Raw genomic sequence first — 24,952 nt, 5'->3', positions numbered from 1 at the left:
CACCGGACGACGACTGGGCAGAGCGTCAAGTGCTACTTCTACTTCTTGACCGTGATCGCGTCGATGGAGGCGACGACGTCCGTGCGGAGCGCGTCCGAGATCGGCGCGGAACCCGCGGCCGTCGCGGCGCTCGACTGACCGTCCGCGCTGGTGGCGTAGGTCGCGTAGCCCTTGATCAGGTCGACCTTGTCCTGGGTGTCGTAGGTGTTGCACACGACCAGGTACGACACGAGGATCGCCGGGTAGGCGCCGGACTCGGTCGTGGTGCGGTCGACCTTGATGACGATGTCACCGTCGGCGCGCGTGTCGTCCCGCGGCGAGACGTCCACGGTCTTAGCGGCGGCGTCCGCCGTCGGGGCGACGAACTCCGTGCCGACCCCGAGCGAGACCTTGCCGAGGTCGCCGACGGCCGAGGCGTCGGCGTAGCCGATGGTGCCGGGCGCGGACTGGATCGTCTGGACGACACCGGAGGTGCCGTTGGCCCCCTGGCCCACGGCCACGGGCCACGTGTTCGTGACCTCGTAGGTCCACACGTCGGGGGCCGTCTTGGACAGGTAGTCCTGGAAGTTCTTCGAGGTGCCCGAGTCGTCCGAGCGGTGCACGACCGTGATCGGGCCCGACAGCGTCGCGTCCGGGTTCAGCGCCGTGATCGCCGGGTCGTCCCAGGTGGTGATCGCGCCGGCGAAGATCTTCGCCACGACGTCCGCGCTCAGGTTGAGCTCGGAGACGCCGTCGATGTTGAACGCGACGGCGATGGGGCTGACGTAGACCGGCAGGTCGATGCCCGCGCCGCCGTAGCAGCGGTCCGCGGCGGAGGCGAGCTCCTCCTCGTTCAGCGCGCTGTCCGAGCCGGCGTAGTCGAGCGAGGCGTCGAGGAAGCCCTTGCGGCCCGCGCCCGAGTCGGTGGTCGTGTAGTTGACGGTGACGTCCGGGTTCGCCGTCTGGAAACCGGCGACCCAGGCCTGCTGGGCCTTCTCCTGCGCGCTGGAGCCGCCGCCGTTCAGCGTGCCGCTCAGCGTCGATTCCGGAGCGGCAGAGCCGCTGGCAGCAGGCGCGTCGCCGGTGGCGTTGTCCGATCCGCAAGCCGCCAGCGTGAGCGCGAGGGTGCCGACGAGGGCAACCGCCCCGACGCGGCCGAGGAGGGGAAGCTTCACTGTGGTCCGTCCTGTCGATCATGTGCGCACCGATGTGTGCGCGGCGATGCTGACCGTAGGAACCGCACGTGACCTGCTCCCCGGCTTCGGGTGAACCCCAGGTGAACGGTGGCCGACGAGTCGGACGCGTGTCCTGGGGGCAGCAGGACGCCCCGCACACCTCGAGGGTATGCGGGGCGTCCCGGGGTGTGCGGGGCTACGCCTCGTCGTCGGTGAGCTTGTAGCCGAGGCCCCGGACGGTGAGCAGCAGCGTCGGGTTGCCCGGGTCGACCTCGATCTTGGCGCGCACCCGCTTGACGTGGACGTCGAGCGTCTTGGTGTCGCCCACGTAGTCGGAGCCCCAGATGCGGTCGATCAGCTGGCCGCGGGTCAGCACGCGGCCGGCGTTGCGCAGCAGCAGCTCGAGCAGCTCGAACTCCTTGAGCGGGAAGGCGACCAGCTCGTCGCGCACCTTGACGGTGTGCCGCTCGACGTCCATCCGCACCGGGCCCGCCGCGAGCAGCTGGTCGTCGTCGTCGTCCGCCAGCAGCGCGGCCGCCCCGGCGCCCACGACGACGGACTCCCGCCGGCGCAGCACCGCCCGGACGCGGGCGAGGAGCTCGCGGGACGAGTACGGCTTGGTGACGTAGTCGTCGGCGCCCAGCTCGAGGCCGACCACCTTGTCGATCTCGTCGTCCTTGGCGGTGAGCATGATGACCGGGACGTCGCTGACCAGCCGGAGCCGACGGCAGACCTCCGTGCCCGGAAGGCCGGGGAGCATGAGGTCGAGCAGGACGAGGTCGGCGCCGAACTGGTCGAACTTCTCGAGCGCCTCCGGCCCCGTGGCGGCGGTGACGACGTCGAAGCCCTCGCGCTCCAGCTGGTACGTCAGCGGGTCCCGGTAGGACTCCTCGTCCTCGACGAGCAGGATCCGGGTCATGACGCGCTCCGGCGCACGTGCGCTCCTTCGATGTCAGCAGGACTGCCGACGGGGGTGTCGGGCGGGCTCTCGATGCTGGTCTTCGCGCTCGGCAGCGTCGTGACGCCACCCGTCGGCGACTCTTCTTCGGCGCGCGGCAGGCGCAGCGTGAACGTGGACCCGCGGCCGGGCTGCGACCAGACGGTCACGTCCCCGCCGTGGTCGGCCGCGACGTGCTTGACGATGGACAGTCCCAGGCCGGTGCCGCCCGTGTCACGCGAACGGGCGGGATCCACCCGATAGAACCGCTCGAACACGCGCTCCTGCTCGGCGACCGAGATGCCGATGCCCTCGTCGACCACCGCGATCTCCACGAGGTCGCCGTCGACGCGCACCCCCACGCCCACGTGCGACGCCTCGCCCGAGTAGGCGACCGCGTTGTCCAGCAGGTTGCGGACCGCGGTGACCAGCAGCTCGTGCTGCCCGAACACGCGGGTGCCACGCACACCCCCGATGTCGAGCCGCACCTTCTTGGACTCCGCCGTGGTGCGGGCGCGGTCGACCGCCTCCGTCAGCACGAGGTCCACGTCGACGAGGCCCAGCTGCCCGAGGGCGCCGGCCACCTGCAGGCGGGACAGCTCGATGATCTCGTGCACCAGCGCCGACAGCCGCGTCGCCTCGGTCTGCATCCGGCCCGCGAAGCGGCGCACGGCCTCGGGGTCGTCCGCCGCATCCTGGACGGTCTCCGCCAGCAGCGCGAGCGCGCCCACGGGGGTCTTGAGCTCGTGCGAGACGTTGACGACGAAGTCGCGCCGGATGGCCTCGAGCCGGCGAGCCTGCGTCAGGTCCTCCGCCAGCACGACCAGGTGGTCCGCGCTGACCTGGGCGACGCGGACCTGCACCAGCAGCACGCCGGGTCCCACCGGACCGCGCGGGACCTCGAGCACCTCGTCGCGGATCACACCGTCGCGCCGGACCTGCGCGATGAGGTCGCGGATCGCCGCCGGCGCGATGCGCCCGTCTCGCACGATGCCGAGCGCGTGCGCCGGCGCGCTGGCCCGCACCACGTGGTCGGCGTCGTCGAGCACGACCGCCGCGGAGCGCAGCACCGCGAGGGTGCGGACGAGGCCCTCGTCGAGCTCGGGCTCCACCAGCGGCGGCAGGGTGCGCTGCGCCCGCTCGCTGAAGCGGAACGCAAGGGTCGCCCACACGCCCACCAGCAGGCCGAGGCCGCCGGCGAGCAGCAGCATGAGCCCGTTGATCCCGTCCACAGCACTCACCCTAGGACGCGCCGATGGGTGCGACACGCCGATGGGGCGACCCCGGACCGCTTCTACGGCGAGGGTTCACCGGCCGTTCATCCACGGCCGGTGACCTGCTCAGTCGAACGTCTCCAGCAGCAGCGACTTCTCGGCGTCGGTGAGGTTGGTCTCCACGAGCGTGCTGTGCAGGCCGTGCATCCGCTCCCCGAGCCGGTCCATGTTCGCGTTCTCCGTGACGGCGCACAGCAGCGACGTGCCCACGGTGATCTGCGCGCGGATGTGCTCCAGCTGGTCCTCGGTGATGCCGACCGCGGAGACCGCCTTGGTGATCGCCCCGGCGGCGGCACCGACGGCGACGCCCAGCAGCGGCACGAAGAACAGCCCGCCGAACAGCAGGCCCCAGAACGCGCCCCACCCCGTCCCGCGCCACTTGTCCTCGTTCGAGTGGTGCATCTCCGGTCGCGCGCCACCCTCGGGCCAGCTGATGACCGCGTGGTCGACGATCTTCACCAGACCGTCGGCCTGGGCCCCCTTGAGCGCTGCGACCGCCTTCTCCGCACCGTCCGCCGTCTCGAACTTCCATGCCGTGAACGTCGTCATCGTCGTCGTCCCTCTCGATCGGTTGTCAGGTCCTTACCGAGCCGCTCGTTCCACCTCACCGCCGTGCACCGTCAACGCCCACAGGATCACCAGGTCCAGCGCGATGGCCACCAACGACCACCACGGCGTGATGGGCAGCGACACGAACTGCGCCACCAGGTTGATGATGACCAGCACCACGGCCACCAGGCGCGCCCACCAGCTGCCCGCGAACAGCGCGAAGCCGACGATCACCAGCAGCACGCCCGTCACCAGGTGCACCCAGCCCCACGTGGACACGTCGACCACGGCGATCCCGTCCGGCGACCACGACACGACGGTCTTCGGCGAGAACACGGACACCAGTCCCGTGACGATGTTGATGAACCCGGCCACCAGGATCGCGAACGCCGCGAACCACACCCAGCCGACCCAGGCCGTCACCCTCTGCGCCATCGTCGATCCCCTCGGTAGGTCTGTCCCGTCCGGAGCCCGCTAGAGCCCGGTGATGCCGTCGCCGATCATCTTGGCCCCGATGACCAGCAGCAGGACAGAGACGATGACCGCGTTGTTGTGCACCATCCACGTCTTGAGGCGGTCGAGAAGCGCCGCCGCGCGTGCCCCCATGACCAGGTAGATGACGATCGGGGTGGCGACGCCGATGCTCGCCACGAGCGCGAAGACCAGCAGCGCCACGAGCTGGTCGGCCCGCACGCTCGTGGCGCCCGCGATCGCGGCCGCGCCCGCGGCGATCAGCAGGAGGTTCTTCGGGTTCACCGCGCTCAGCAGGAACGCGAGACCGAACGCCTTGGCCGGCGTGAAGGTGTCGATGGCGACCATCCAGCCCGGCGTCGCCGGCTCCTCCCCCGCGCGCGGGCGGCCGCGCAGCTGGCGCACCGCCAGCAGGAGCACCAGCACACCCAGCACCAGCTTGACCACGCTGATCCACTCGGCGGGCCCCTCGTCGCTGGGGGTGGCCGCGCCGACCAGCAGCAGGATCACCCCGCCGGCCACCAGGATCCCGACGAACCAGCCCACCAGGAACGCGAAGCCGTTGGACCGCGCCCGCTCGCTCACGAGCATGAGCACCACCGCCACGATCGGCATCGGGCTCAGCAGGACGCCGACGGCGACCGGCAGGGACTGCCCGATGGCGGCGCCCACGCCCACCTCCCCGTCGCGGGCTCGGTCGACCCGTCTGCTCGCAGGTTACGGGCCGCGAGCCGGACGCACCGGACGAATCGCCACCCGTGTTGCGGCGGTGTCGTCCCCCTCTGTACGCAACGGCCGCCGTCCGTTCACCTCGGCGCGCCCCACCGTTCACCTGAAAATGTCAGCCTGACCTGCGCGCGGCACCTGCCGCCGGCACGAGAGGGAGCACATGCGGGACATCTTCGACGCCGAGCTGCACCAGCTCGGCGAGGACCTGGCGTCGATGAGCGGCCGGGTCGAGCACGCCATCACCAGCGCCGGCATCGCCCTGCTCACGGCCGACCTCGCGCTCGCGGAGTCCGTGATCGTCGACGACCTGGCCATCGACGCCATCGAGCGCGACCTCGACGAGCGCTGCGTCCTGCTGCTCGCGCAGCAGCAGCCGGTCGCGACCGACCTGCGCATCGTCGTCTCCGCCCTGCGGATGAGCGCCTCGCTGGAGCGCATGGGCGACCTCGCGCGGCACGTCGCCCAGGTGGCGCGCGGGCGCTACCCCCGGCACGCGGTGCCGCACGCCCTCTCCGGCACGTTCGCCGAGATGCACGACGCCGCCGTCCGCGTCGCCCGGCGCACCACGACCCTGCTGAACAGCCGCGAGGTCCTGCTCGCCGAGAGCATCGAGCAGGACGACGACCTGCTCGACGAGCTGCACGAGGACACCTTCGCCGCGCTGCTCGGCGGCTCGTGGGGCGGCACCACGCAGGAGACCATCGACGTCACCCTGCTCGGCCGCTACTACGAGCGGTTCGGCGACCACGCGGTCTCCGTCGCCCGCCGGGTGACCTACCTGGTGACCGGCGACGCCCGCGGCGAGCTCAACCGCACCGCCGGCTGACCCAGCGCCGCCACGCACCAGAACGAGGGTTCGGCGCGAGATCGAGGATCGGACTCCTCGCCCTCGCGGCGGACCCTCGTTCGCGTGCGGTCGGTAGCGTGGGACGCATGGCGGAGCGGGTGCTCGGGTGGGGTGACGACGACGTCGCCGCGGCCCGCGTGCGGCTCGGCGCGGTCGTCGCGCAGCTCCCCGAGACGTCCGCCGAGATCGACGAGTACGGCAACACCGGGTTCTTCACGCGCGGGAGCCGGTTCGCGTGGATCCTGCCCGACCACCACGCCGACGGCCGGCTCGCCCTGTGGTGCAAGGCCGACCGGCACGAGCAGCAGGCGGTCGTCGCGCGCGATCCCGTCCGCTACTTCGTCGCGCCGTACATGGGCCGGTTCGGCTGGATCGGCGCCCACCTGGACCCCGCGCACGACCCGGACTGGGACGCGCTCGCCGAGCTGATCGAGGCCGCGTGGCGGGCGTCGGCGACGAAGAAGGCGATCGCCACCTTCGACACCGCGAACGGCCCCGGCTGACCGCCCCCGCCCACCTCCCACAACGTCCGCACTCCCACGGGGTCCTGACCCGTAGGAACGGGAACGTCCGCACCCCCCACCCCGGCAACGTCCGCACTCCCACGTGTCCCGACCCGTAGGAACGCGGACGTCCGCGCCCCCACCCCCGCAACGTCCGCACTTCTACGTGTCCTGACCCGTACGAGTGCGGACGTTGCGCCGGGGCTACGGGCTACGGGGCTACGGGGCTACGGGGCTACGGGCTACGGGGTGACGATCGGGAACGTGTTCGACGTCGTGTCCACGTAGGTGAGCAGGCGGCCGAGGGCGCCCTGGTCGCCGTCGAACCTGATGCCCTCCTTGTCCTGCGTGAACAGCAGGCGGACGAGCTGGCCCTTGGTGAGGGTGACCGTGAGGTCGGCGTCGGCGGCGCGCGGGCCTCGGTCGGCGTGGATCAGGGCGCCGTTCGACAGCTCGGTCCGGTAGGTGAGGCCTGCGTCGGTGAACACCCAGTCGATCGCCAGCCTCTCGGCGCCCGCGCGGGGGCCGTCGACGCGGACGCCGATCGAGTCGAAGAGCTGCGGGATCGTCAGCCCGCTCAGCACCTCGGGGGTCGACAGGTCCGGCGGCGGCGCGGCGACACCGCCCAGCAGCTCCTCTGCGCCCCGCAGGTAGAAGTTGCGCCACGTCGCGTTCTCGGAGCCGTGACCCAGCCGGGTCATCGCGGCGGCGAGGAGCTCGCGAGCCCGGGTCGTGTCCCCTCCGCCGAACAGCACGTGGCTGCCCAGCGTCGTCGCCCAGCGCAGGTCGTCGGTGTCGCCCGTGCCCAGCAGCGACTCGACGGTGTCCAGCGCGGCGTCCGCCCCGCCGGCGAGCGCGATGATCCGCGCACCCTCCTTCTCGGGCGGCAGCTCCCACAGGTGGGCCGGGTTGCCGTCGAACCAGCCGAGGTAGCGCTGGTAGACCGCCTTCACGTTGTGGCTGACGGACCCGTAGTACCCGCGCGCGTTCCAGGCCTGCTCGAGACCCGCGGACAGCTCGAAGTCCTCGGCGATCTCGATGCCCGTCAGGCCCTGGTTGGCCTGCCGGAGGGTCTGGTCGTGCAGGTACTGGTAGAGGTCGCGCTGCGTCGACAGGAAGCTGACGATCCGCTCCGTGCCCCACGTCGGCCAGTGGTGGGACGAGAACACGACCTCGGCCTGGTCGCCCCAGAGCACGAGCGCCTCGTGCAGGTACCGCGACCAGTTGCGGGCGTCGCGCACCTGAGCCCCGCGCAGCGTGAGGAGGTTGTGCTGGGTGTGCGTCGCGTTCTCGGCCATGCAGAGCGCCTTGCGGTCCGGGAACCAGACGTTCATCTCGGAGGGCGCCTCCGTCCCCGGCGTCAGCTGGAACACCATGCGGACGCCGTCGACCGTCTGCTCGAACCCCGTCTCGGTGACGTCGACCGTGGGCGTGACCAGCGACAGCGTGCCCATCGAGTTGGTGGTCCCCAGTCCGCTGCCCACCTGGCCCTCCGCTCCCGGCGCCAGGTCGGCGGCGTACATGTAGACGGCGCGCCGGGACATCGCGGGGCCTGCGTACACGTTCTCCGACACCGCGTGCTCGACGAGCCCCTCCGGTGCGAACACGGGCACGCCCTCCCCGACGACCGCGCTCATGCCGCCGTAGTGGTCGGCGTGCGAGTGCGTGATGACCACACCGGTCACCCGACGGTTGCCGCGGTGCTCGCGGTACAGCGCGAGGGCCGCGGCCGCGGTCTCGGTGGCCGTGAGCGTGTCGATGACGATCACGCCCTCGTCCCCCTCGATGAACGACATGTTCGACAGGTCGTACTGGCGCACCTGGTACACGCCGTCGACCACCTCGAACAGGCCGCCGATGGCAGCGAGCTGCGACTGACGCCACAGGCTCGGGTGCACGGTCGGCGGGCAGTCCCCCGTGAGGAAGTCGTAGCGGTGCGGGTCCCAGACCACGTGACCGTCGGCCCCCAGGACCGGCTCCGGCGGGATGTCGGCGATCTTGCCGCGGGCGGCGTCGTCGAAGTCGGATGTGTCCTGGAACGACGGGAGTGTCATGTTTCGGAGTCAATCAGCATCCGGCCGACGAGGCACATGAAGCCGAGACGAACAACGTCCGAGCAGATGCGGACCAGGACGTCCTTCTGCTCGGACGCAACGGGTGCCGACACAGCAACGTCCGGGCAGATGCGGCTCAGGGGCTGCACCTGCTCGGACGTTGCGGGGGTGGTGCGGGGTCAGCGGCCCTGGTTGGCGACGGCCTTGATGGCCTCCGCGGCGGCCTCGGGGTCGAGGTACGTGCCGCCCGGGTTGGTGGGCTTCAGCGTCTCCTCGTCGAGGGTGTAGAGCAGCGGGATGCCGGTGGGGATGTTGATCCCGGCGATCGTGCTGCTGTCCACGTCGTCCAGGTGCTTGACCAGGGCGCGGATCGAGTTGCCGTGGGCCGCGACGAGCACGGTCTTGCCGGACCGCAGGTCGGGGATGATGTCCGACTCCCAGTAGGGCAGCGCGCGCTCGAGCACGTTCGAGAGCGCCTCGGCGCGCGGGATCGGCTCGCCGGCGTATCGCGGGTCGCTGTCCTGCGAGAACTCCGAGCCCAGCTCGATGTCCGGCGGCGGGAAGTCGTACGAGCGGCGCCAGAGCATGAACTGCTCCTCGCCGTACTCCTCGAGCATCTGCTTCTTGTCCTTGCCCTGCAGCGCGCCGTAGTGCCGCTCGTTCAGGCGCCAGGACCGCTTGACGGGGATCCAGTGGCGGTCGGCGGCGTCGAGCGCCAGGTTCGCCGTCGTGATGGCGCGGCGCAGCAGCGACGTGTGCACGACGTCGGGCAGCACGCCCGCGTCCGTGAGCAGCGTCCCGCCCCGCTTGGCCTCCTCGACGCCCTTCTCCGAGAGGGCCACGTCGACCCAGCCGGTGAACAGGTTCTTGGCATTCCACTCGCTCTCGCCGTGGCGGAGCAGCACGAGGGTGTAGGTCATGGGCCCATCCTGCCGCAGGGTGCGGCGGGGTGGCCTGGGACGTCCGACCCTCAGACGCGCGACGCCCGGACCTCGCCGGCCACCGAGTACACCTTGAGCATCTGGTCGGCGGTGGTCTCCCAGCCGAAGCGCTCGGCCACCTGCCGCGCGCCCACCGCGTACCGCGCGCGGTCGTCGGACGACGCCAGCACGTCGGCGATCACGTCGGCCCACACCGCGGGGTCGTGCCCCCGGACCAGCCGGCCCGACACGTCGTGGTCGACGATCGTGCGCAGGCCGCCCACGCAGGCAGCGATCACGGGCACGCCGCTTGCCTGCGCCTCCGCGGCGACCAGGCCGAACGACTCGCTGCGCGACGGCATCGCGACCACGTCGGCCGCGTGGTACCAGCGCGCCAGGGCGTCCCGGTCCGCCGGCGGGTGCACGACCACGTCGTCGGCGACGCCCGTCATCTCGGCGAGCGCCTGGAGCTCGCGCACCGCGCTGGACCGACCCGAGGGGCCGCCGAGCACGACGAGCAGCGGGACCGGCCGACCTGTCACCTTGAGCACCCCCAGGGCGCTGACCAGCACGTCCGGAGCCTTGAGCGCCTGCACGCGGCCGGCGAACAGCACGATCTGGCGGTCCTCCGGCAGCCCGAGCTCGCGGCGCGCGGCGGCGCGGTCCCCGGGCACGAACCGGTCGAGGTCCACGCCGGGCTCCACCACGTGCACGCGGGCGGGGTCGGCGCCGTACAGCTCCACCAGCTCCTCGGCCTCGACCGGGGTGCTGGCCACGAGCGCGTCGGCCTCGGCGACCACCTGCTCCTCGCCGATCACCCGCTGGGTCGGCTCGGCGGTGTCGCCGGGCGCGAGCGACGCGTTCTTCACGCGCGCGAGGGTGTGGGCCGTGTGCACGAGCGGCACCTCCCAGCGGTCCGCGGCGATCCAGCCCACCTGCCCCGACAGCCAGTAGTGGGAGTGCACGACGTCGTACCAGCCGGGCCGGCGGGCGGCCTCCCAGCGCAGGACGCCCGCGGCCATGCCGCACAGCACCCCGGGCAGGTCGTTCTTGTCCAGCCGCTCGAACGGGCCGGCCGGGACGTGGTGCACCAGGATCGGCGGCGTGACGCCGGGGCCCACCTCGTCGGCCAGCAGGACGGTGCGGGCGGCGTCGCCGACGAGGGGTCGGCCGAGCGCGTCGGCACCGGGCAGCAGCACGGTCTCGGCCTGGTCCGAGGACGTGGCCCGCGTGAAGATCTCGACGCGCGCGCCCCGGGCGGCCAGCGCGCGGGACAGCTCGAGCACGTAGACGTTCATGCCGCCGGCGTCGCCCGTGCCCGGTTGCTCCAGCGGCGACGTGTGCACCGAGAGCATGGCGACGCGCGGGGCGTGCTCGAGGGTCACGGGTGCTCCTGTTCGCGGACGGGTCTGCACCCATTCTCCCGCACGGAGCGCGTACTCACCTCACGACCGGGCGGGGGCCTCCGCGACGTGCGCACCCGACGGACGACGGGCGAACCGGGCCTTGAGGGCGCTGAGCCCGCTCGGCGGCTTGTAGTCGCCGCGGATGGGGAAGATGTTCCCGTCCGGGAGGAAGCCCCCGGCCGTCGACGGGTAGAAGGCGAGCTCGGGCCACAGCGTGACGATCTCCTTGAGCCGGGCGCCGCGCGCGAAGGCGGCCGCCAGCTGCGGGTCGTTGCCGGTGTAGGTGAGCGTGAAGTCGTGGTCCTGGACGACGGTCTCGCCCGTCGGCACCTCGCCGGGCCGCGCGGTCCAGCCCCACGGGCTCGGCGGCTCCTGGTGGTTCCGGTCCGGGCCTGCCCGGTAGATATCGAATCCGTTGCGCATCGGGGAACCTCCCTGTTCGTCGTCGACAAACAGGGTGATCGGCACGTTCCCGCAGGTCCTGGAGCCGGGGCGGCGGTTGTCACCCGTTGGGGGTCACCGGACCACCAGCAGCCGGGGCGCGCCGATCCAGGGCAGGTAGCTCGCGTCGCCGCCGTAGGTGACCAGCACCAGGGAGGTCCGGGTGCCGACGGGCAGCGTGACCACCGCGGTGCCGCGCGCGTCGAGCGTCGCCGACCCCTTGCGCGACCCGTTGACCCAGACGTCGACGGCTCCGGTAGGTACGACGCCCGTGACGCCGGTGACCTGGACGTGCACCTGCTTGGGGTCCGCGCGCCGCACGGTCCAGTCGGTGCCGTTCGTGGTGACGGCGGGCAGGGTGCGGGTGACGGTCAGCGTCGCCGGGGACGAGGTCGAGCCCAGCACCGGCGGGTCGGCGGCCGGGGCGCCGCCGTAGACCGCCGTGACCGTGTGCCGACCGCCCGCCAGGCTCGCCGGCAGCGGGACCCGGACCGTGCCGTCGGCCACGAGCGTGGCGGTGGCCACGGGGACTCCGTCGACCAGCACCTGCACCGATCCGGTCGGAACGACCCCGGGCGCGCGGACCGTCACGCGGGCCGTCGCCACGTGGCCGACGACCGTGACGGCCGGCGACAGGGAGACGCTCGTGGTCGACGCGACGGGCTCGGCGGTCGAGACGCCGAGGACGTCGGCCAGCAGCTCGACCGCCCCGCTCGCGTCGCCGGACATCAGCGCGTGCTCGGCGTCGGCCGTCGTGGCGGCGTCGTCGGCACCCGAGGCGTCCTGCGCGAGGTCACGGACGAGCGAGACGACGATCCCCGCGGCGGCCGCGGTGTCCCGGTCGGTGCCGTCGAGCGTCTCGGCGGCGTCGAACAGCAGGGGGACCGCCTGTGCGACCTTGGCCGGGTCGAGCGACGTCCCGGCCCACACCGGGGCGTCGAGAACGGCCTGGACCGCGTCCTTCGCCGGGCCGGCAGGCAGCGTGGCGACGAGCGCCGTCAGCCGGTCGCGCTGCGCGTCCGTGCGCAGGCCCCAGCCGTACGGGTACAGGGGCGCATAGGTGTCGTCGCCGACGTTCACGGGCACCTGGTCGGCGGTCGCCGGCCAGCTCACCGGGAGCCGCCCCGTGAAGGGCCGGGCGCCGAACAGCACGTCCGCGACGCCGGCCCCCTCGGTGCCCGGCAGCCATGACGCCACCAGCGCGTCGATGGCGTCGAGCTTGTCCGTGACCAGCTGCGGGCGGCCCGACACGACCAGGACCACGCACGGCAGCGCCCCGCAGACGGTGTCGATCGCGGCCCGGTCCGCGGCGCTCAGCGACAGCGACTTGCCGTTGTTGCCGACGTCGCCCTGCCCCTCCGCGTACGGCGTCTCGCCGACGACCACGACGCCGACCTGCGCGTCCCCGACCGGCGCCGAGGCGTCCTTCGACCAGGTCACCGACGCGTCGGCCGCCTGGATGCCCTCGAGGATCGACGTGCCGGGCGTGATGTCGCCCGACGAGCCCTGCCACGAGATGGTCCAGCCGCCGGCCTGGTTGCCCAGGTCGTCCGCGTTGGAGCCGGCCACGTAGACCTTGGTGTCCGGCGCGAGCGGCAGCAGGTGGTCGGCGTTCTTCAGCAGCACCTGCGACTTCCCGGCCGCCTCGCGGGCCACGGCGCGGTGCTCGGCCGATCCGACGTCCGCCGCCAGCGTGCGGTCGGCGAACGGGGCGTCGAACAGCCCGAGCGCGAACTTCTGCGTGAGGATCCGGCGGACGGCGTCGTCGATCCGGGCCTGGCTGACGTCGCCGGAGGCCACCTTGTCGGTGATCGCGGTGATGAAGGCGCCGAAGTTGTAGGGCGCCATCGCCATGTCGAGGCCCGCGTTCACCGCGCGCGCCGCCTTGTCCGCGTACGTGCCGCCGGGCAGCTTGTCGATGCCCTCCCAGTCGCTGATGAGGAACCCGTCGAACCCGAGCTCGCGCTTGAGCAGGTCGGTGTTCAGCGCCGCGTTCTCGTGCATGCGGACCGGCGCTCCCCCGGCGATCGACACCGCGGAGTACGACGGCATGATCGAGCCGACGCCGGCGTCGATGGCGGGCACGTACGGGTCCACGTACAGCCGCCGGAGCTGGTCGAGGCTGTCGACGTGGGTGATGCCCTGGTCGATCGGGTAGCCGGATCCCGCGAGCGCCGGGTCGTAGGTGGTGCCGCCGTCGCCCACCCAGTGCTTGGCCGTGGCCAGCACCTTGTCGGGGCCGGAGAGGTCGGTCTTGTCGGAACCTTGGAGGCCGACGATGGAGGCGCCCGCCATGGCCGTGACCAGGGCCGGGTCCTCGCCGAACGACTCGTAGCTGCGGCCCCAGCGCTCGTCGCGCGTGACGCACAGGCAGGGCGCGAACGCCCACGGGACGCCGGTGGCCCGCACCTCCTGCGCGGTGGTCCGCTCCACCTGCTCGACCAGGTCGGCGTCGCGGGCGGCGCCCAGGCCCTCGTTGTGCGGGAAGATCGTCGCGCCCACCACGTTGTTGTGGCCGTGCACGGCGTCGACGCCGTAGACGATCGGGATCTGCATCCGGGTGGACAGCGCCTGGCGCTGGAACCCGTCGATCATGTCCGCCCAGCCGGCCGCGGTGTTCTGCGCCGGGACCGAGCCGCCGCCGGACAGCACCGAGCCCAGCCCGAGATCGGCGATCTGGGACGGCGACTGCAGACCCAGCCGCTCCGCCTGGGTCATCTGGCCGATCTTCTCCGCGAGCGTCATGCGGCCCAGCAGGTCGTCGACCCGCTCCGCCGTGCTCTTCGACGCGTCGAGGTACGCGGCCCCGACCGCATTGAGGACGACCTTCGGGACGGTGCCGACGACCGCCCCGGTGGCGGTCAGCGACACGCCGACGGTGCGGGCGTCGTCGACCGCGGCCGTCGCGTGCGTGACCACGTCGATCGTCTGGGTGCTGCCCGAGGCGGTGCCGGCCGGGAACGTGAGCGTGCCGGAGAACGCGTCGTAGTGGGTGCCGGCGACCGCGGTGCCCGCGCCGTTCGCGTACGCCACGGTCACGTCGGCGGTCAGGGGCTGGCCGTCGGTGGTGCTGAGCACGACCGGGACCTGGGCGGTGTCGCCCGGATCGACGAACACGACGTCGCTGCCCGCGGTCACCGTCGCCGTGGGAGCGGGGACCGCCGAGCCGTAGAGCTGCACGTCGTCGACGGCCCAGCCGACCGACTCGGCCGTGCCGGGCACCATGGTGATCGCATAGCCCCAGGCGCTCGTGAGGTCGAGCGTGCCGTTCCGGGTGGCGGCGTCGCCGGGCTGGTAGCCGCTGAGCGTGAAGGCCGAGAACGGCAGGTCGACGACGTTCCACCGGCTGCCGTCCGTCGACCAGTTGTCCTTGAAGGTGGCCGCCCACAGCTCGGAGTGCTCGCCGTCGGGGCCGCCGTCCTTGAGCTCGACCTTGATGTCGCCGCCCGCGGTGGGGCTCGCGGGGCGAGTGGGCTGCGAGGCGTACCAGGCCAGCCGGATGCCGCGGAACGAGCTCCAGTCCTGCCCGGCGGCGAGGTTCTCGCTGAACCCGCCGTACCCGCCCGAGGGGATGAGGTAGTCGCCCGAGAGCACGTGGTTGCCCGCGGGCGCGCCGGGCCGGTCCTGCGCGGTGACGCCCAGGCTGACCAGGTCCGGCGCCGAGCCCCACGTGAAGATGCCCACCGTGCTGCCCGGTGCCGCGATCGGCACGTCGCCCTCGGCGTCCTCGATCGTGGTGACCCGGTCGTACAGGCCCAGGTCGTCGAACGTCCACGCGCCCGCGCCGAGGTCGGTGAGCGTGACCGCGAAGCCCGTGCTGGCCGACGGGTCGAAGCGGGCGTCGGAGGCCGGGTTGCCCTTGAGCCGCAGCTGCGAGAACGCGACGCTGACCTGGCGCCAGCCGACGGTGTCGTCCGTGACGCTCCGCTCGAACAGCTGGCCGTTGCTCTTGAGCTCGTAGCGCAGCAGGCCGCCGCCGCCCGTGCCCAGGAACCAGAACGTGAACCCGTCGTGCGCGGACCAGTCGGTCGCGGCGATGTCGTGCGTGAAGCCGAACCAGTCGCCGGCGGCCGGGGTGCCGGACACCGTGGCGACGAGGCCGCTGCCCCCGCGGTCGACCGGGCCTGTGGACAGGACGGGGGTCACCGGCGCGCTGATGCCCCACGTGGTGTAGCCGGCCGGGACGCCGGACTCGTAGTCGTCGAGGACGGTGACCGCGCCGACGTCGGGCAGGTCGCCGTGCGGCGTGAGGGTGACGGTGCTGGTGGTCCGGCCGCCGAGGACCAGCCCCGCCGACGGCTCCGACAGCGTGAGCTCGACCGTGCGCACCTGGCCGAGGGGACCGTGGTCGACGGTCGGGACCGTGACGCTCGCCTCGGTGCTGCCGGCCGGGAAGCTCACCACCTGGTCGATCGCCGTGTAGTCGGTGCCGGCCACACCCGTGCCGCCGGTGCTCCGCACGCGGACGCTCGTGTCGGATCCCGCGGCCGTCGCGAGGATCACCGGGACGGTCGCGTCCTCGCCGGCGGGGACCGTCGTGCTGCCCGTCGCGAACGCCGCGGCGACCTGCGTGGGCGTGCCGTACACCTCGAGGGAGAACAGCGAGTAGCCGTACCAGTGCAGGCGGGCCGGGTCCCACGTGAAGCTGGTGCGCTGGTTCATCTGCACGCGGACGTAGCGCGCGTCCGTCGCGGCGAACGTGACGTCGTCGGTCCCGCCGTCGCCGGCCGCCTCGGTGTGCACCGTGGTCCAGGACGCCGGGTCGTCGGGCGCCGTCGTCGCCACCTGCACGTCGTAGCCCGCCGCGAAGGCCGCCTCCCACGCCAGCACGACGTGGTCGACGGAGGCCGTCGCGCCGAGGTCCACCTGGACCCACGCGGTGTACGGCACGTCCTCGTCCGGTCCGTTGCCGCTCGCCCACCGGGTGGTCGGGTCGCCGTCGATCGCCGCGTCCGGCGGGAACGTGCCGTCGGCGTCGGACTGGAACCGGTCCGCCGTGGCCGTGCCCGTCCGCGCGAGGTCGCCGGGCGCCGCGGACGCGGGTGCCGCGATACCCACCAGCGCCAGGGGGACCACGAGCGCCAGGGCGGCGAGGCTCGCGGGCAGATGGCTCAGACGGTCGGCACGGCGCACGGTCACTCCCCTGTGACACGGCCGGGCCCCGTTGCTCGGCCGCTGCCGCGGGCCGGTCGCTCAGGGCCTCGTCGCCCCGCCCGACCCTGCGGCTCTCGCCAGACAATCACAATGACTTACTGGGCGGTAAGTCGAGAAGATCACGATTCGATAACGGGCTTTTCGGGTGTTCCGGGTGGACTCAGGCCGGCAGCACGCAGGCGGCCGCCGGCAGGGCGACGGTGCTCGCGACCGAGCCGTCCGCCGCCAGCACCGCGACGTCGCCCGAGACCTGCTCGGCCACCACGGTCCAGCCGCCGACCACCTCGAAGTGCCGCGGCCACGCACCCGGCAGGGCGTCGTCCGCGACCGGGTCCAGCAGGCCGTCGGGCCGGACGGCGAACCGCGCCAGCACGTCCGACGTGCGGGTCCCGACGAGCACGCGGGCGCCGTCCCGGACGATGTGCGACGGCAGCGGCCGGCGACCGGCCTCCCGCGCGGGCACCGTCGTCGCGGGCAGCGTCTGAACCAGGGAGCCCGTCCCCGACGCCGCGTCCCAGGCCAGCACGCGGACCGTGACGTCGAGCTCGCCGACGACGTACGCGAACCGCCGGTCCGCGCCGAACACCAGGTGCCGCGGACCCGTGCCCGCGGGCAGCGTCGCGGCGATCCCGTCGGCGACCAGCCCGCCCGCCTCGCGCCGGTAGCGACGGATCTCGTCGGTGCCCAGGTCGACCACCAGCACGAACGCGCCGCCCGGGGCGTGCGCGGCGAAGTGCGCGTGCGGCGCAGTCTGCCGGTCCTCGTCGGGACCCGAGCCCGCGTGCCCGTGGACCTGCTCCGGGCCCCCCGCCGCGAAGCCGCCGTCGGCATTGAGCGGGAGCACGCTCAGCGCCCCCGAGGAGTAGTTCGCGACGAGCAGCGCGCGGCCGTCCACGTCGAGGAGCAGGTGGCACGGGTCCTCGCCGCCCGACGGCACCGTCGCGCGGTGGACCAAATCCTCGCCGACGACCTCGAACGCGCTCACCGTGCCGTCCGCCTGCTCGTTGGCCGCGTAGAGGACCCGGCCGCTCGGGTGCAGCGCGAGGAAGCTCGGCGAGGGCGTCACGGCCACCTGCCGGGCGTCGCTCAGGGCGCCGGTCGCCGGGTCGAGGTCGACCCGCCAGATCCCCTCGCCCTGCCCGACGGGGGTGCCCGCGCCCGCCACGGGGTAGGTACCGATCCAGAGGGGGGTCGTCTGCGCGCTCACGGGGAGCGAGCCTAGTTCGAGCACCCACCCGCCTGCCGAGACGTCCGCACGATCGCGCGTCCCGGCGACCGGACATGCGGACGTTGATTCTCCAACCGCCGGACGTCCGCAGCATCGCGCGTCCTGGCGACCGGATCTGCGGACGTTGCGGGCTACGGCTGGGTGCGGATCCACTCCGCGGGGTCGGCGAGGACGCGCGCCAGGACCGCGAGCGCGCCACCGGTCATCGCGGGGTACCGGCCGGCGCGCGCCGAGGACACCCGCAGCGGCGACCAGGGGGCGAAGATCACGAGCTCGTCGAGACGCGCCGACACCTCGTCGTGCACGTGGTCGAACAGCAGCGCGAAGCTGCCGCCGAGCACCACCTCGCCGACGTCGACGACGTTGGCCACGGACGCGAGCGCGATGCCGAGGGCCCGGGCGGCCTGCGCGACGGCGGCCGTCGCGCGTGGCTCGCCGTCGACGAGCGCGTCGAGCAGCGCGTCGAGGCGAGCGGTCGGCGGCAGTCCGGCCGCGCGCAGCATCGCGTCCTGGCCCGCGAGCGCCTCGAGGCTGCCGTCGGAGGCGCGCGGGCCGCGGGACGCGTCGACGACCACGTGCCCGATCTCGCCGCTCCAGCCGTGCCGACCGGGGAAGAGGTCTCCGTCGAGCACCAACGCGCCACCGATCCCGACCTCGCCGGAGACGTACGCGAAGCTGGGTGAGCCGCCGCGGGCGCGGGCCTCGGCCCGGGCCGCGAGGTTGGCCTCGTTGCCGACGCGCGGAGGCAGGTCCGCCAGGACGGGGTGCGCCGAGACGCGGCCGACGACGTCGACGTCGCGCCAGCCGAGGTTGGGCGCGACGCGCAGGGGTCCGGTGACGCGGTCCACGAGGCCGGGCAGGGCGAGCGCCGTCCCCGCCACGCGGACTCCCCCGGCACGCAGCTGCTCGACCACGGGGGCCGCGAGGGCCGCGAGCCGGTCCAGCACGTCGCCGGCGTCGGCGCCGCGCAGGTCGCCGAGCTCGACGTGCTCGGCCAGCACGTCGCCGGCCAGGTCGATCGCGCGGACGCCGAGATAGTCGACGTTGACCTCCATGCCCACGCCGGCGACGGTCCCCCGGGCCGGCGCGAGCGGCACCGCCGGCCGACCGGCACGCTGCGTCTGGGTGGGATCGAGCTCGCGCACCAGGCGCGCCTCGATGAGGTGGTCGACCAGCCCGGAGACCGTCGCCCGCGCGAGCCCCTCGGAGGCGGCGAGCTGCGCGCGGGACGGCGGCTCGGCGGCCCCGACGATCCCTCGCAGCGCGACGCCGAGGTTCTGGTCGCGCATCTGCGCCTGCCGCGCCACCCGCGAGGGGTCGCGAGGTTCGGGCGTCGGCATGGCTTGACCCTACCGGCTGATCGAGATAAATTCATCCGGCAAACAAATCCGGTTTCATCTCGATGAGGAGACGCGTGATGGCAGCGCAGCCCACCCGTGCAGACAAGTTCTCGTTCGGCCTCTGGACGGTCGGCTGGAACGCCCAGGACCAGTTCGGCTCGGCCTCTCGCCCGTGGCTCGACCCGGTCGAGTCGGTCCACAAGCTCGCCGAGCTCGGCGCGGCGCACGTGACGTTCCACGACGACGACGTCGTCCCGTTCGGCTCCGACGACGCCGAGCGCGACAAGATCCTGTCCCGCTTCAAGGGCGCCCTGGACGAGACGGGCATCACCGTCGAGATGGTCACCACCAACACGTTCAGCCACCCGATCTTCAAGGACGGCGCGTTCACGTCGAACGACCGCCGCGTCCGTCGCTACGGCCTGCGCAAGGTGGTCCGCAACGTCGACCTGGCCGCCGAGCTGGGCGCGGACACGTTCGTCATGTGGGGTGGCCGCGAGGGTGCCGAGTACGACTCCGCCAAGGATCTCAACGCCGCGCACGACCGCTACGCCGAGGGCATCGACACCGTCGCCTCCTACATCAAGGAGAAGGGCTACAAGCTGCGCATCGCGCTCGAGCCCAAGCCCAACGAGCCCCGCGGCGACATCCTGCTCCCGACCATCGGTCACGCGATCGCGCTGATCGACCGCCTGGAGAACTCCGACATCGTCGGCCTCAACCCCGAGGTCGGGCACGAGCAGATGGCGGGCCTCAACTACACGCAGGGCATCGCCCTCGCGCTGTGGGCCGGCAAGCTCTTCCACATCGACCTCAACGGCCAGAAGTCCATCAAGTATGACCAGGACCTGGTGTTCGGCCACGGCGACCTGTTCTCCGCGTTCGCCACGGTCGACCTGCTCGAGAACGGCTTCCCGTCGGGCGGCCCGACCTACGACGGCCCGCGGCACTTCGACTACAAGCCGTCGCGCACCGAGGACTTCCAGGGCGTGTGGGACTCCGCGGCGGCCAACATGGCGACGTACCTGCTGCTCAAGGAGCGCTCGCAGGCGTTCCGTGCCGACCCCGAGGTCCAGGCGGCGTTCGAGGAGTCCGGCGTGCTGGAGCTCTCGCAGCCGACGCTGGCCGAGGGCGAGACCCTGGCCGACCTGCTGAACGACCGCTCCGCCTACGAGGACCTCGACGTCGACGCGGTCGCCGAGCGCGGCTTCGGCTTCGTCCGCCTCAACCAGCTCGCGCTCGAGCACGCCCTCGGCGCCCGCTGACCCTCGCCCCACCGCAACGTCCGCACTCGAGAGGGTCCTGACCCGCACGAGTGCGGACGTTGCCCCTATCCACCCCGTTGCGTCCGCACTCCGTCGGGTCCTGACCCGCACGAGTGCGGACGTTGCGGGCTCTCACCGGAGGTAGCTCATGGCTCTCGTGGCCGGTATCGACTCGTCCACGCAGTCCTGCAAGGTCGTCGTGCGCGATGCCGACACCGGGGCGCTCGTGCGCTCCGGGCGGGCGTCGCACCCCGACGGCACCGAGGTCGCGCCCTGGTACTGGTGGGACGCGCTGCAGAGCGCGATCGTCAGCGCGGGCGGCCTCGACGACGTGGCGGCGATCTCCGTCGGCGGGCAGCAGCACGGCATGGTCGCCCTCGACTCCCGCGGCGAGGTGGTGCGTGACGCGCTGCTGTGGAACGACACGCGCTCGGCGCCGGCCGCGCTCGACCTCATCGAGGAGCTGGGCGGGCCGCAGGCGTGGGCCGACGCCATCGGCAGCGTGCCGGTCGCCTCCCTGACGGTGACCAAGCTGCGCTGGCTGCGCGACGCCGAGCCCGAGAACGCGGCGCGGGTGGCGGCGGTTGCCCTCCCCCACGACTGGCTCACGTGGAAGCTGGCCGGCGCGACGAGCCTCGACGACCTGCGCACCGACCGGTCGGACGCCTCCGGCACGGGCTACTGGTCCCCCGCCACGGACGACTACCGCCCCGACCTCCTGCGGCTGGCGCTGGGCCACGACGCGCTGGTCCCCCGGGTGCTCGGCCCGTCCGAGGCCGGGCTGACCACCGGCTCGGGCGCGGTGCTCGGCCCGGGCGCCGGCGACAACGCCGCCGCCGCGCTCGCGCTCGACCTGCAGCCGGGCGACGTGGCGGTGTCCATCGGGACGTCCGGCGTCGTCTCCGCCATCGCGTCCACCGCCACGGCGGACGGCTCGGGGCTGGTGACGGGCTTCGCCGACGCCACGGGCGCGTTCCTGCCGCTCGCGTGCACCTTGAACGCCTCGCGCGTGCTGGACGCGGCCGCGCGGATGCTCAGCGTCGACCACGCCGGCCTCTCGGCGCTGGCCCTGTCCGCCCCCGCGGGCGCCGACGGCCTGGTCCTCGTGCCCTACCTCGAGGGCGAGCGCACCCCCAACAAGCCCGATGCCACGGGGGCCCTGCACGGCTTGCGGCTGGCCAACACCACGCCGGCCCACCTTGCCCGAGCGGCGGTCGAGGGCATGCTGTGCGCGCTCGCCGACGGAATCGACGCGCTGCGCGCCCAGGGCGTCGCCGTCGAGCGGCTCTTCCTCATCGGGGGCGGCGCGCAGTCGGCCGCGGTGCGGGCGATCGCGCCGTCCGTGCTCGGCCTCGACGTCCGCGTCCCGACGCCCGGCGAGTACGTCGCCGACGGCGCGGCCCGGCAGGCAACCTGGGTGCTCTCCGGGTCGGCGACCCCGCCGTCGTGGAGCGCGGCCGGCGAGGCGAGCGTGTTCACCGGTGACCCGGTGCCGCTGGTGCGCGAGCAGTACGCGGCGGTCCGGGAGCTCACCGGGGTGCGCCCCGCCTGAACCTGGACATGACGAGAGCCCGGCACGGGGGTGCCGGGCTCTCGTCGCGTTCTGGGGTGTGCTTGGTGCGGGTCAGTGCGCCGCGTCGTACGCGGACTTGACCTCGGCCGAGATGCGCCCGCGCTCGGACACGTGGTGCCCGTGCTCCTTGGCCCACTCGCGGATCGCCTGCGCGTCGCCCGACGACGACCGCCGACCGCGGGGGGCCGCCGACTTCGCCGTGGTGCGTCCGCCGACCTTGCGGGCGTGGCCGACCCACTGGGCGAATGCATCGCGCAGCTCGCCCGCGTGCGCGGACGTCAGGTCGATCTCATAACTGACGCCGTCGAGCCCGAAAGTCACGGTCTCGTCTGCAGTTCCGCCGTCGATGTCGTCGACCAGCAGAACCTGGACCTTCTGTGCCATTGCTCGCTCCGTACGGCAGATGAACGAATGTTGTCGCGTTCACTATCGCACCGGCGCAATAGGCCGTCAATCTGAAGGCGTGGATTCCTCGGGAATAGTGCGGGCTTCTGCAGCGCGTTCCGCCGCGTCCATTCTGGCCATTGCCTGCCGTTCCGTGCGGTCGGCATTGACCAGCGCGCGGATGGCGAACCAGAACAACAGGCCGACGCCGATGGAAGGAAGGAGGGCCGCCAGCGCCGTGAACAGGGGGTTCATGAGTTCAGCGGCTTCACGAGCGGGAACAAGATGGTCTCGCGGATTCCCAGACCGGTGAGCGCCATGAGAAGTCGGTCGATGCCGAGACCGATGCCGCCCGCCGGCGGCAACGCGTACTCGACGGCCGTGAGAAAGTCCTCATCGACGCGCATCGCCTCGTCGTCGCCCGCGGCCGCCAGCAACGCCTGCGCCTCGAAGCGCTTCCGCTGGATCACCGGGTCGACGAGCTCGGAATAGCCCGTCGCCAGCTCGAAGCCGCGCACATAGAGGTCCCACTTCTCCACGACGCCGGCGATGGTTCGGTGGTCGCGCACCAGAGGGCTGGTCTCCACCGGGAAATCCCGCACGAATGTCGGCTCGAACAACTGGTCCCCGATGCGGTGCTCCCACAACAGCTCGACCAGCTTTCCGTGGCTCACGCGCTTCGGGTCGTACTCGACCTCGAGCCGCGCGGCCAGCTTGGTGAGCTCGTCCAGCGACGTCTCGGGCGTGATCTGCTCGCCCAGCGACTCCGACAGGGACCCGTACATGGTCAGCTCGGCCCAGTCGCCGCCGAGGTCGTACTCCTCGCCGTCCGGCAGCACGACGACCGTGGTGCCCAGCACGTCCTTGGCGGCCGTCTGCACGAGGTCCCGGGTCAGCGCGGCCATCGTGTCGTAGTCGCCGTAGGACTCGTACGCCTCGAGCATCGCGAACTCCGGCGAGTGCGTGGAGTCGGCGCCCTCGTTGCGGAAGTTGCGGTTGATCTCGAAGACGCGCTCGATGCCGCCCACCAGGGCGCGCTTGAGGAACAGCTCCGGGGCGATCCGCATGTACAGGTCGATGTCGAAGGCGTTCATGTGCGTGACGAACGGCCGGGCCGCGGCGCCGCCGGGCTGCGTCTGCAGCATGGGCGTCTCGATCTCGATGAAGTCGCGGCGGTGGAAGTTGTCCCGCAGCGACCGCAGGAGCGCCGGGCGCTGCCGGGCCGTCTCGCGCGCAGCCGGGCGCACGATGAGGTCGACGTACCGCTGCCGCACCCGCGCCTCCTCGGACAGCTCGGCGCCGTCGAAGAGGTTGGGCAGCGGACGCAGGGACTTGGCGGCGATGCGCCACTCGTCGGCGAGCACCGAGAGCTCCCCGCGGCGCGAGCTGATCACCCGGCCGTGCACGAACAGGTGGTCGCCGAGGTCGACGTCCGTCTTGAAGGCCGCGAGCCGCTCGGCTCCCACGGCGTCGAGGCTGAACATCGCCTGCAGCCGGTTGCCCTCGCCGTCCTGCAGCGTGGCGAAGCAGAGCTTGCCGCCGATCCGGATGAAGACCACACGACCCGCAACACCGACCTTGTCGTCCGTCTCCTGCCCGGCCTCGAGGTCGGCGTGCTCCGCGCGGACCTGCGCGATCGTGTGGGTGCGCGGGACGCCGACCGGGTACGCCTCGACCCCGGCGGCCAGCAGCCGCTCCCGCTTCTCGCGGCGCACCCGGATCTGCTCGGGGGCGTCGTCGGCTACGGCAGGGCTCTGGGGGGTCTCGCTCACCGGACGATCTTACCGGCGGGTCCCTGTGTGCTCGGGCTCGAGGTCGAGAGCCAGGTCGAGGATCGGCGACGAGTGCGTGAGGCCGCCCACCGACAGGTAGTCGACGCCCGTGGACGCGACCTCACGGGCGCGGTCGAGGGTCAGGTTGCCGGTGGCCTCGAGCTCCACGCCGGCGTCGACGGCCCGCACGGCCGCGACCACCTGGGCCAGCAGCGGCGTCGGCATGTTGTCGAGCAGGAGGAACCGCGCGCCCGCCGCGACCGCCTCGAGCGCCTGGTCCAGGGTGTCCGCCTCGACCTGGATGGTGACGTCGGGGTACCGCGCCCGGACGGCCTCGACCGCCGCCCGCACCGAGCCCGCCGCCACCACGTGGTTGTCCTTCACCATCGCGACGTCGTACAGGCCCATGCGCTTGTTGGTGCCGCCGCCGCACCGCACGGCGTACTTCTCGAGCGCGCGCAGGCCCGGGGTCGTCTTGCGGGTGTCCAGCACCGTCGCGCCCGTGCCGTCGAGGGCGTCGGCCCAACGCCGCGTGTGGGTGGCGACGCCCGACGCCCGCGAGGCGAGGTTGAGCAGCGTGCGCTCGGCGACGAGCAGCACCTGCACGGGTCCGGTCAGCACGGCCAGGACGTCGCTGCGGGCGACCCGCGAGCCGTCCGGCACGCGCTGGTCGACGGTCGGCACCGGCAGCCCGAGCCGCGCGGCGACCTGGCCGACCACCTCCGGGACGACGACGAGGCCGGCGACGACCCCGTCCTGCCGCGCGACCAGGTCCGCCGCGCCCACCGCGGACGCCGGGATCGTCGACTGCGTGGTGACGTCCCGCCCCGGCGCCGGACCGAGGTCCTCGTCGAGGGCCGTCGCCACCGTGCGCGCGAGCCACGCGGGGTCGAGGCCGGACGGGCTGGCGAGGGGGTGCAGGGTCACGGCGTCACGCTACCTGCGGCGGCG

At 72.8% G+C, this 24,952-nt stretch carries 21 protein-coding genes; 4 read left to right on the top strand and 17 right to left on the bottom strand.

The window, feature by feature from the left end; all coding sequences use genetic code 11:
• Positions 1-38: 38 nt before the first annotated feature.
• From AC1DQC_RS17195 to AC1DQC_RS17170, 6 genes are all read right to left on the bottom strand, one after another.
• Positions 39-1,154 (bottom strand): phosphate ABC transporter substrate-binding protein PstS, encoded by a 1,116-nt coding sequence (locus tag AC1DQC_RS17195; protein ID WP_477052452.1) that lies wholly within the window; start codon positions 1,152-1,154, stop codon positions 39-41.
• 196 nt (positions 1,155-1,350) lie between these two features.
• The gene (locus tag AC1DQC_RS17190; protein ID WP_477052451.1) at positions 1,351-2,073 is read right to left on the bottom strand and encodes a response regulator; all 723 of its coding nucleotides are present in this window, start codon (positions 2,071-2,073) and stop codon (positions 1,351-1,353) included.
• Complete coding sequence (locus AC1DQC_RS17185; protein WP_477052450.1) at positions 2,070-3,323, bottom strand: sensor histidine kinase; 1,254 nt, start codon at positions 3,321-3,323, stop codon at positions 2,070-2,072. The genes AC1DQC_RS17190 and AC1DQC_RS17185 overlap by 4 nt, the downstream gene beginning before the upstream one ends.
• Before the next feature lie 108 nt (positions 3,324-3,431).
• The gene (locus AC1DQC_RS17180; protein ID WP_477052449.1) at positions 3,432-3,914 is read right to left on the bottom strand and encodes a DUF1269 domain-containing protein; all 483 of its coding nucleotides are present in this window, start codon (positions 3,912-3,914) and stop codon (positions 3,432-3,434) included.
• Between the two features lie 33 nt (positions 3,915-3,947).
• On the bottom strand, positions 3,948-4,349 hold the full coding sequence (locus AC1DQC_RS17175) for a DUF7144 family membrane protein (RefSeq protein WP_477052448.1): 402 nt from the start codon (positions 4,347-4,349) through the stop codon (positions 3,948-3,950).
• A gap of 39 nt (positions 4,350-4,388) precedes the next feature.
• On the bottom strand, positions 4,389-5,057 hold the full coding sequence (locus tag AC1DQC_RS17170) for a GAP family protein (RefSeq protein WP_477052447.1): 669 nt from the start codon (positions 5,055-5,057) through the stop codon (positions 4,389-4,391).
• Between the two features lie 217 nt (positions 5,058-5,274).
• On the opposite strand from AC1DQC_RS17170, the gene phoU reads away from it, so the two are divergent.
• Positions 5,275-5,940 carry a phosphate signaling complex protein PhoU gene (gene phoU, locus AC1DQC_RS17165; protein WP_477052446.1) on the top strand — a complete coding sequence of 222 codons (666 nt, stop codon included), beginning with the start codon at positions 5,275-5,277 and terminating at the stop codon, positions 5,938-5,940.
• Between the two features lie 107 nt (positions 5,941-6,047).
• Positions 6,048-6,464, top strand: coding sequence for an MmcQ/YjbR family DNA-binding protein (locus AC1DQC_RS17160; RefSeq protein ID WP_477052445.1), 417 nt, complete (start codon positions 6,048-6,050; stop codon positions 6,462-6,464).
• 242 nt (positions 6,465-6,706) lie between these two features.
• On the opposite strand, the gene AC1DQC_RS17155 is transcribed toward AC1DQC_RS17160, so the two are convergent.
• The 7 genes from AC1DQC_RS17155 to AC1DQC_RS17125 form a co-directional block, all read right to left on the bottom strand.
• Complete coding sequence (locus AC1DQC_RS17155; RefSeq protein WP_477052444.1) at positions 6,707-8,518, bottom strand: alkyl/aryl-sulfatase; 1,812 nt, start codon at positions 8,516-8,518, stop codon at positions 6,707-6,709.
• 179 nt (positions 8,519-8,697) lie between these two features.
• Complete coding sequence (locus tag AC1DQC_RS17150; RefSeq protein WP_477052443.1) at positions 8,698-9,438, bottom strand: phosphoglyceromutase; 741 nt, start codon at positions 9,436-9,438, stop codon at positions 8,698-8,700.
• A gap of 50 nt (positions 9,439-9,488) precedes the next feature.
• Positions 9,489-10,823 (bottom strand): glycosyltransferase, encoded by a 1,335-nt coding sequence (locus AC1DQC_RS17145; RefSeq protein WP_477052442.1) that lies wholly within the window; start codon positions 10,821-10,823, stop codon positions 9,489-9,491.
• Between the two features lie 60 nt (positions 10,824-10,883).
• A complete protein-coding gene (locus AC1DQC_RS17140; RefSeq protein WP_477052441.1) occupies positions 10,884-11,267 on the bottom strand; it encodes a hypothetical protein in 384 nt (127 codons plus the stop codon).
• Positions 11,268-11,360: 93 nt separating this feature from the next.
• Positions 11,361-16,418, bottom strand: a complete 5,058-nt coding sequence (locus tag AC1DQC_RS17135; protein ID WP_477052440.1) for a glycoside hydrolase family 3 N-terminal domain-containing protein — start codon at positions 16,416-16,418, stop codon at positions 11,361-11,363.
• Positions 16,419-16,599: 181 nt separating this feature from the next.
• Positions 16,600-17,646, bottom strand: coding sequence for a lactonase family protein (locus AC1DQC_RS17130; protein ID WP_477052439.1), 1,047 nt, complete (start codon positions 17,644-17,646; stop codon positions 16,600-16,602).
• Between the two features lie 152 nt (positions 17,647-17,798).
• Positions 17,799-19,007 carry an ROK family protein gene (locus AC1DQC_RS17125; protein ID WP_477052438.1) on the bottom strand — a complete coding sequence of 403 codons (1,209 nt, stop codon included), beginning with the start codon at positions 19,005-19,007 and terminating at the stop codon, positions 17,799-17,801.
• A 77-nt stretch (positions 19,008-19,084) separates the two neighbouring features.
• On the opposite strand from AC1DQC_RS17125, the gene xylA reads away from it, so the two are divergent.
• Complete coding sequence (xylA, locus tag AC1DQC_RS17120) at positions 19,085-20,272, top strand: xylose isomerase (protein ID WP_477052437.1); 1,188 nt, start codon at positions 19,085-19,087, stop codon at positions 20,270-20,272.
• A gap of 148 nt (positions 20,273-20,420) precedes the next feature.
• The gene (xylB, locus tag AC1DQC_RS17115) at positions 20,421-21,824 is read left to right on the top strand and encodes a xylulokinase (protein WP_477052436.1); all 1,404 of its coding nucleotides are present in this window, start codon (positions 20,421-20,423) and stop codon (positions 21,822-21,824) included.
• 72 nt (positions 21,825-21,896) lie between these two features.
• On the opposite strand, the gene AC1DQC_RS17110 is transcribed toward xylB, so the two are convergent.
• From AC1DQC_RS17110 to nadC, 4 genes are all read right to left on the bottom strand, one after another.
• Positions 21,897-22,229 (bottom strand): histone-like nucleoid-structuring protein Lsr2, encoded by a 333-nt coding sequence (locus AC1DQC_RS17110; RefSeq protein WP_477052435.1) that lies wholly within the window; start codon positions 22,227-22,229, stop codon positions 21,897-21,899.
• Between the two features lie 66 nt (positions 22,230-22,295).
• A complete protein-coding gene (locus AC1DQC_RS17105; RefSeq protein WP_477052434.1) occupies positions 22,296-22,484 on the bottom strand; it encodes a hypothetical protein in 189 nt (62 codons plus the stop codon).
• Complete coding sequence (gene lysS / locus AC1DQC_RS17100) at positions 22,481-24,001, bottom strand: lysine--tRNA ligase (RefSeq protein ID WP_477052433.1); 1,521 nt, start codon at positions 23,999-24,001, stop codon at positions 22,481-22,483. The genes AC1DQC_RS17105 and lysS overlap by 4 nt, the downstream gene beginning before the upstream one ends.
• 9 nt (positions 24,002-24,010) lie before the next feature.
• Positions 24,011-24,928, bottom strand: coding sequence for a carboxylating nicotinate-nucleotide diphosphorylase (gene nadC, locus AC1DQC_RS17095; protein WP_477052432.1), 918 nt, complete (start codon positions 24,926-24,928; stop codon positions 24,011-24,013).
• Positions 24,929-24,952: the final 24 nt, after the last annotated feature.

Source organism: Cellulomonas sp. P4_H12, from assembly GCF_056400905.1.
Note: the sequence above shows the minus strand (reverse complement) of the source record. Positions and strands in the feature narration are given on the sequence as shown.

Bases quoted from the DNA above. Each gene is read 5' to 3' on its own strand.
- AC1DQC_RS17140 (WP_477052441.1), bottom strand. From the start codon at position 11,267: ATGCGCAACGGATTCGATATCTACCGGGCAGGCCCGGACCGGAACCAC.
- AC1DQC_RS17110 (WP_477052435.1), bottom strand. From the start codon at position 22,229: ATGGCACAGAAGGTCCAGGTTCTGCTGGTCGACGACATCGACGGCGGA.
- AC1DQC_RS17180 (WP_477052449.1), bottom strand. From the start codon at position 3,914: ATGACGACGTTCACGGCATGGAAGTTCGAGACGGCGGACGGTGCGGAG.
- AC1DQC_RS17125 (WP_477052438.1), bottom strand. From the start codon at position 19,007: ATGCCGACGCCCGAACCTCGCGACCCCTCGCGGGTGGCGCGGCAGGCG.
- AC1DQC_RS17150 (WP_477052443.1), bottom strand. From the start codon at position 9,438: ATGACCTACACCCTCGTGCTGCTCCGCCACGGCGAGAGCGAGTGGAAT.
- xylB (WP_477052436.1), top strand. From the start codon at position 20,421: ATGGCTCTCGTGGCCGGTATCGACTCGTCCACGCAGTCCTGCAAGGTC.
- AC1DQC_RS17155 (WP_477052444.1), bottom strand. From the start codon at position 8,518: ATGACACTCCCGTCGTTCCAGGACACATCCGACTTCGACGACGCCGCC.
- phoU (WP_477052446.1), top strand. From the start codon at position 5,275: ATGCGGGACATCTTCGACGCCGAGCTGCACCAGCTCGGCGAGGACCTG.
- xylA (WP_477052437.1), top strand. From the start codon at position 19,085: ATGGCAGCGCAGCCCACCCGTGCAGACAAGTTCTCGTTCGGCCTCTGG.
- AC1DQC_RS17190 (WP_477052451.1), bottom strand. From the start codon at position 2,073: ATGACCCGGATCCTGCTCGTCGAGGACGAGGAGTCCTACCGGGACCCG.
- AC1DQC_RS17105 (WP_477052434.1), bottom strand. From the start codon at position 22,484: ATGAACCCCCTGTTCACGGCGCTGGCGGCCCTCCTTCCTTCCATCGGC.
- AC1DQC_RS17160 (WP_477052445.1), top strand. From the start codon at position 6,048: ATGGCGGAGCGGGTGCTCGGGTGGGGTGACGACGACGTCGCCGCGGCC.
- AC1DQC_RS17175 (WP_477052448.1), bottom strand. From the start codon at position 4,349: ATGGCGCAGAGGGTGACGGCCTGGGTCGGCTGGGTGTGGTTCGCGGCG.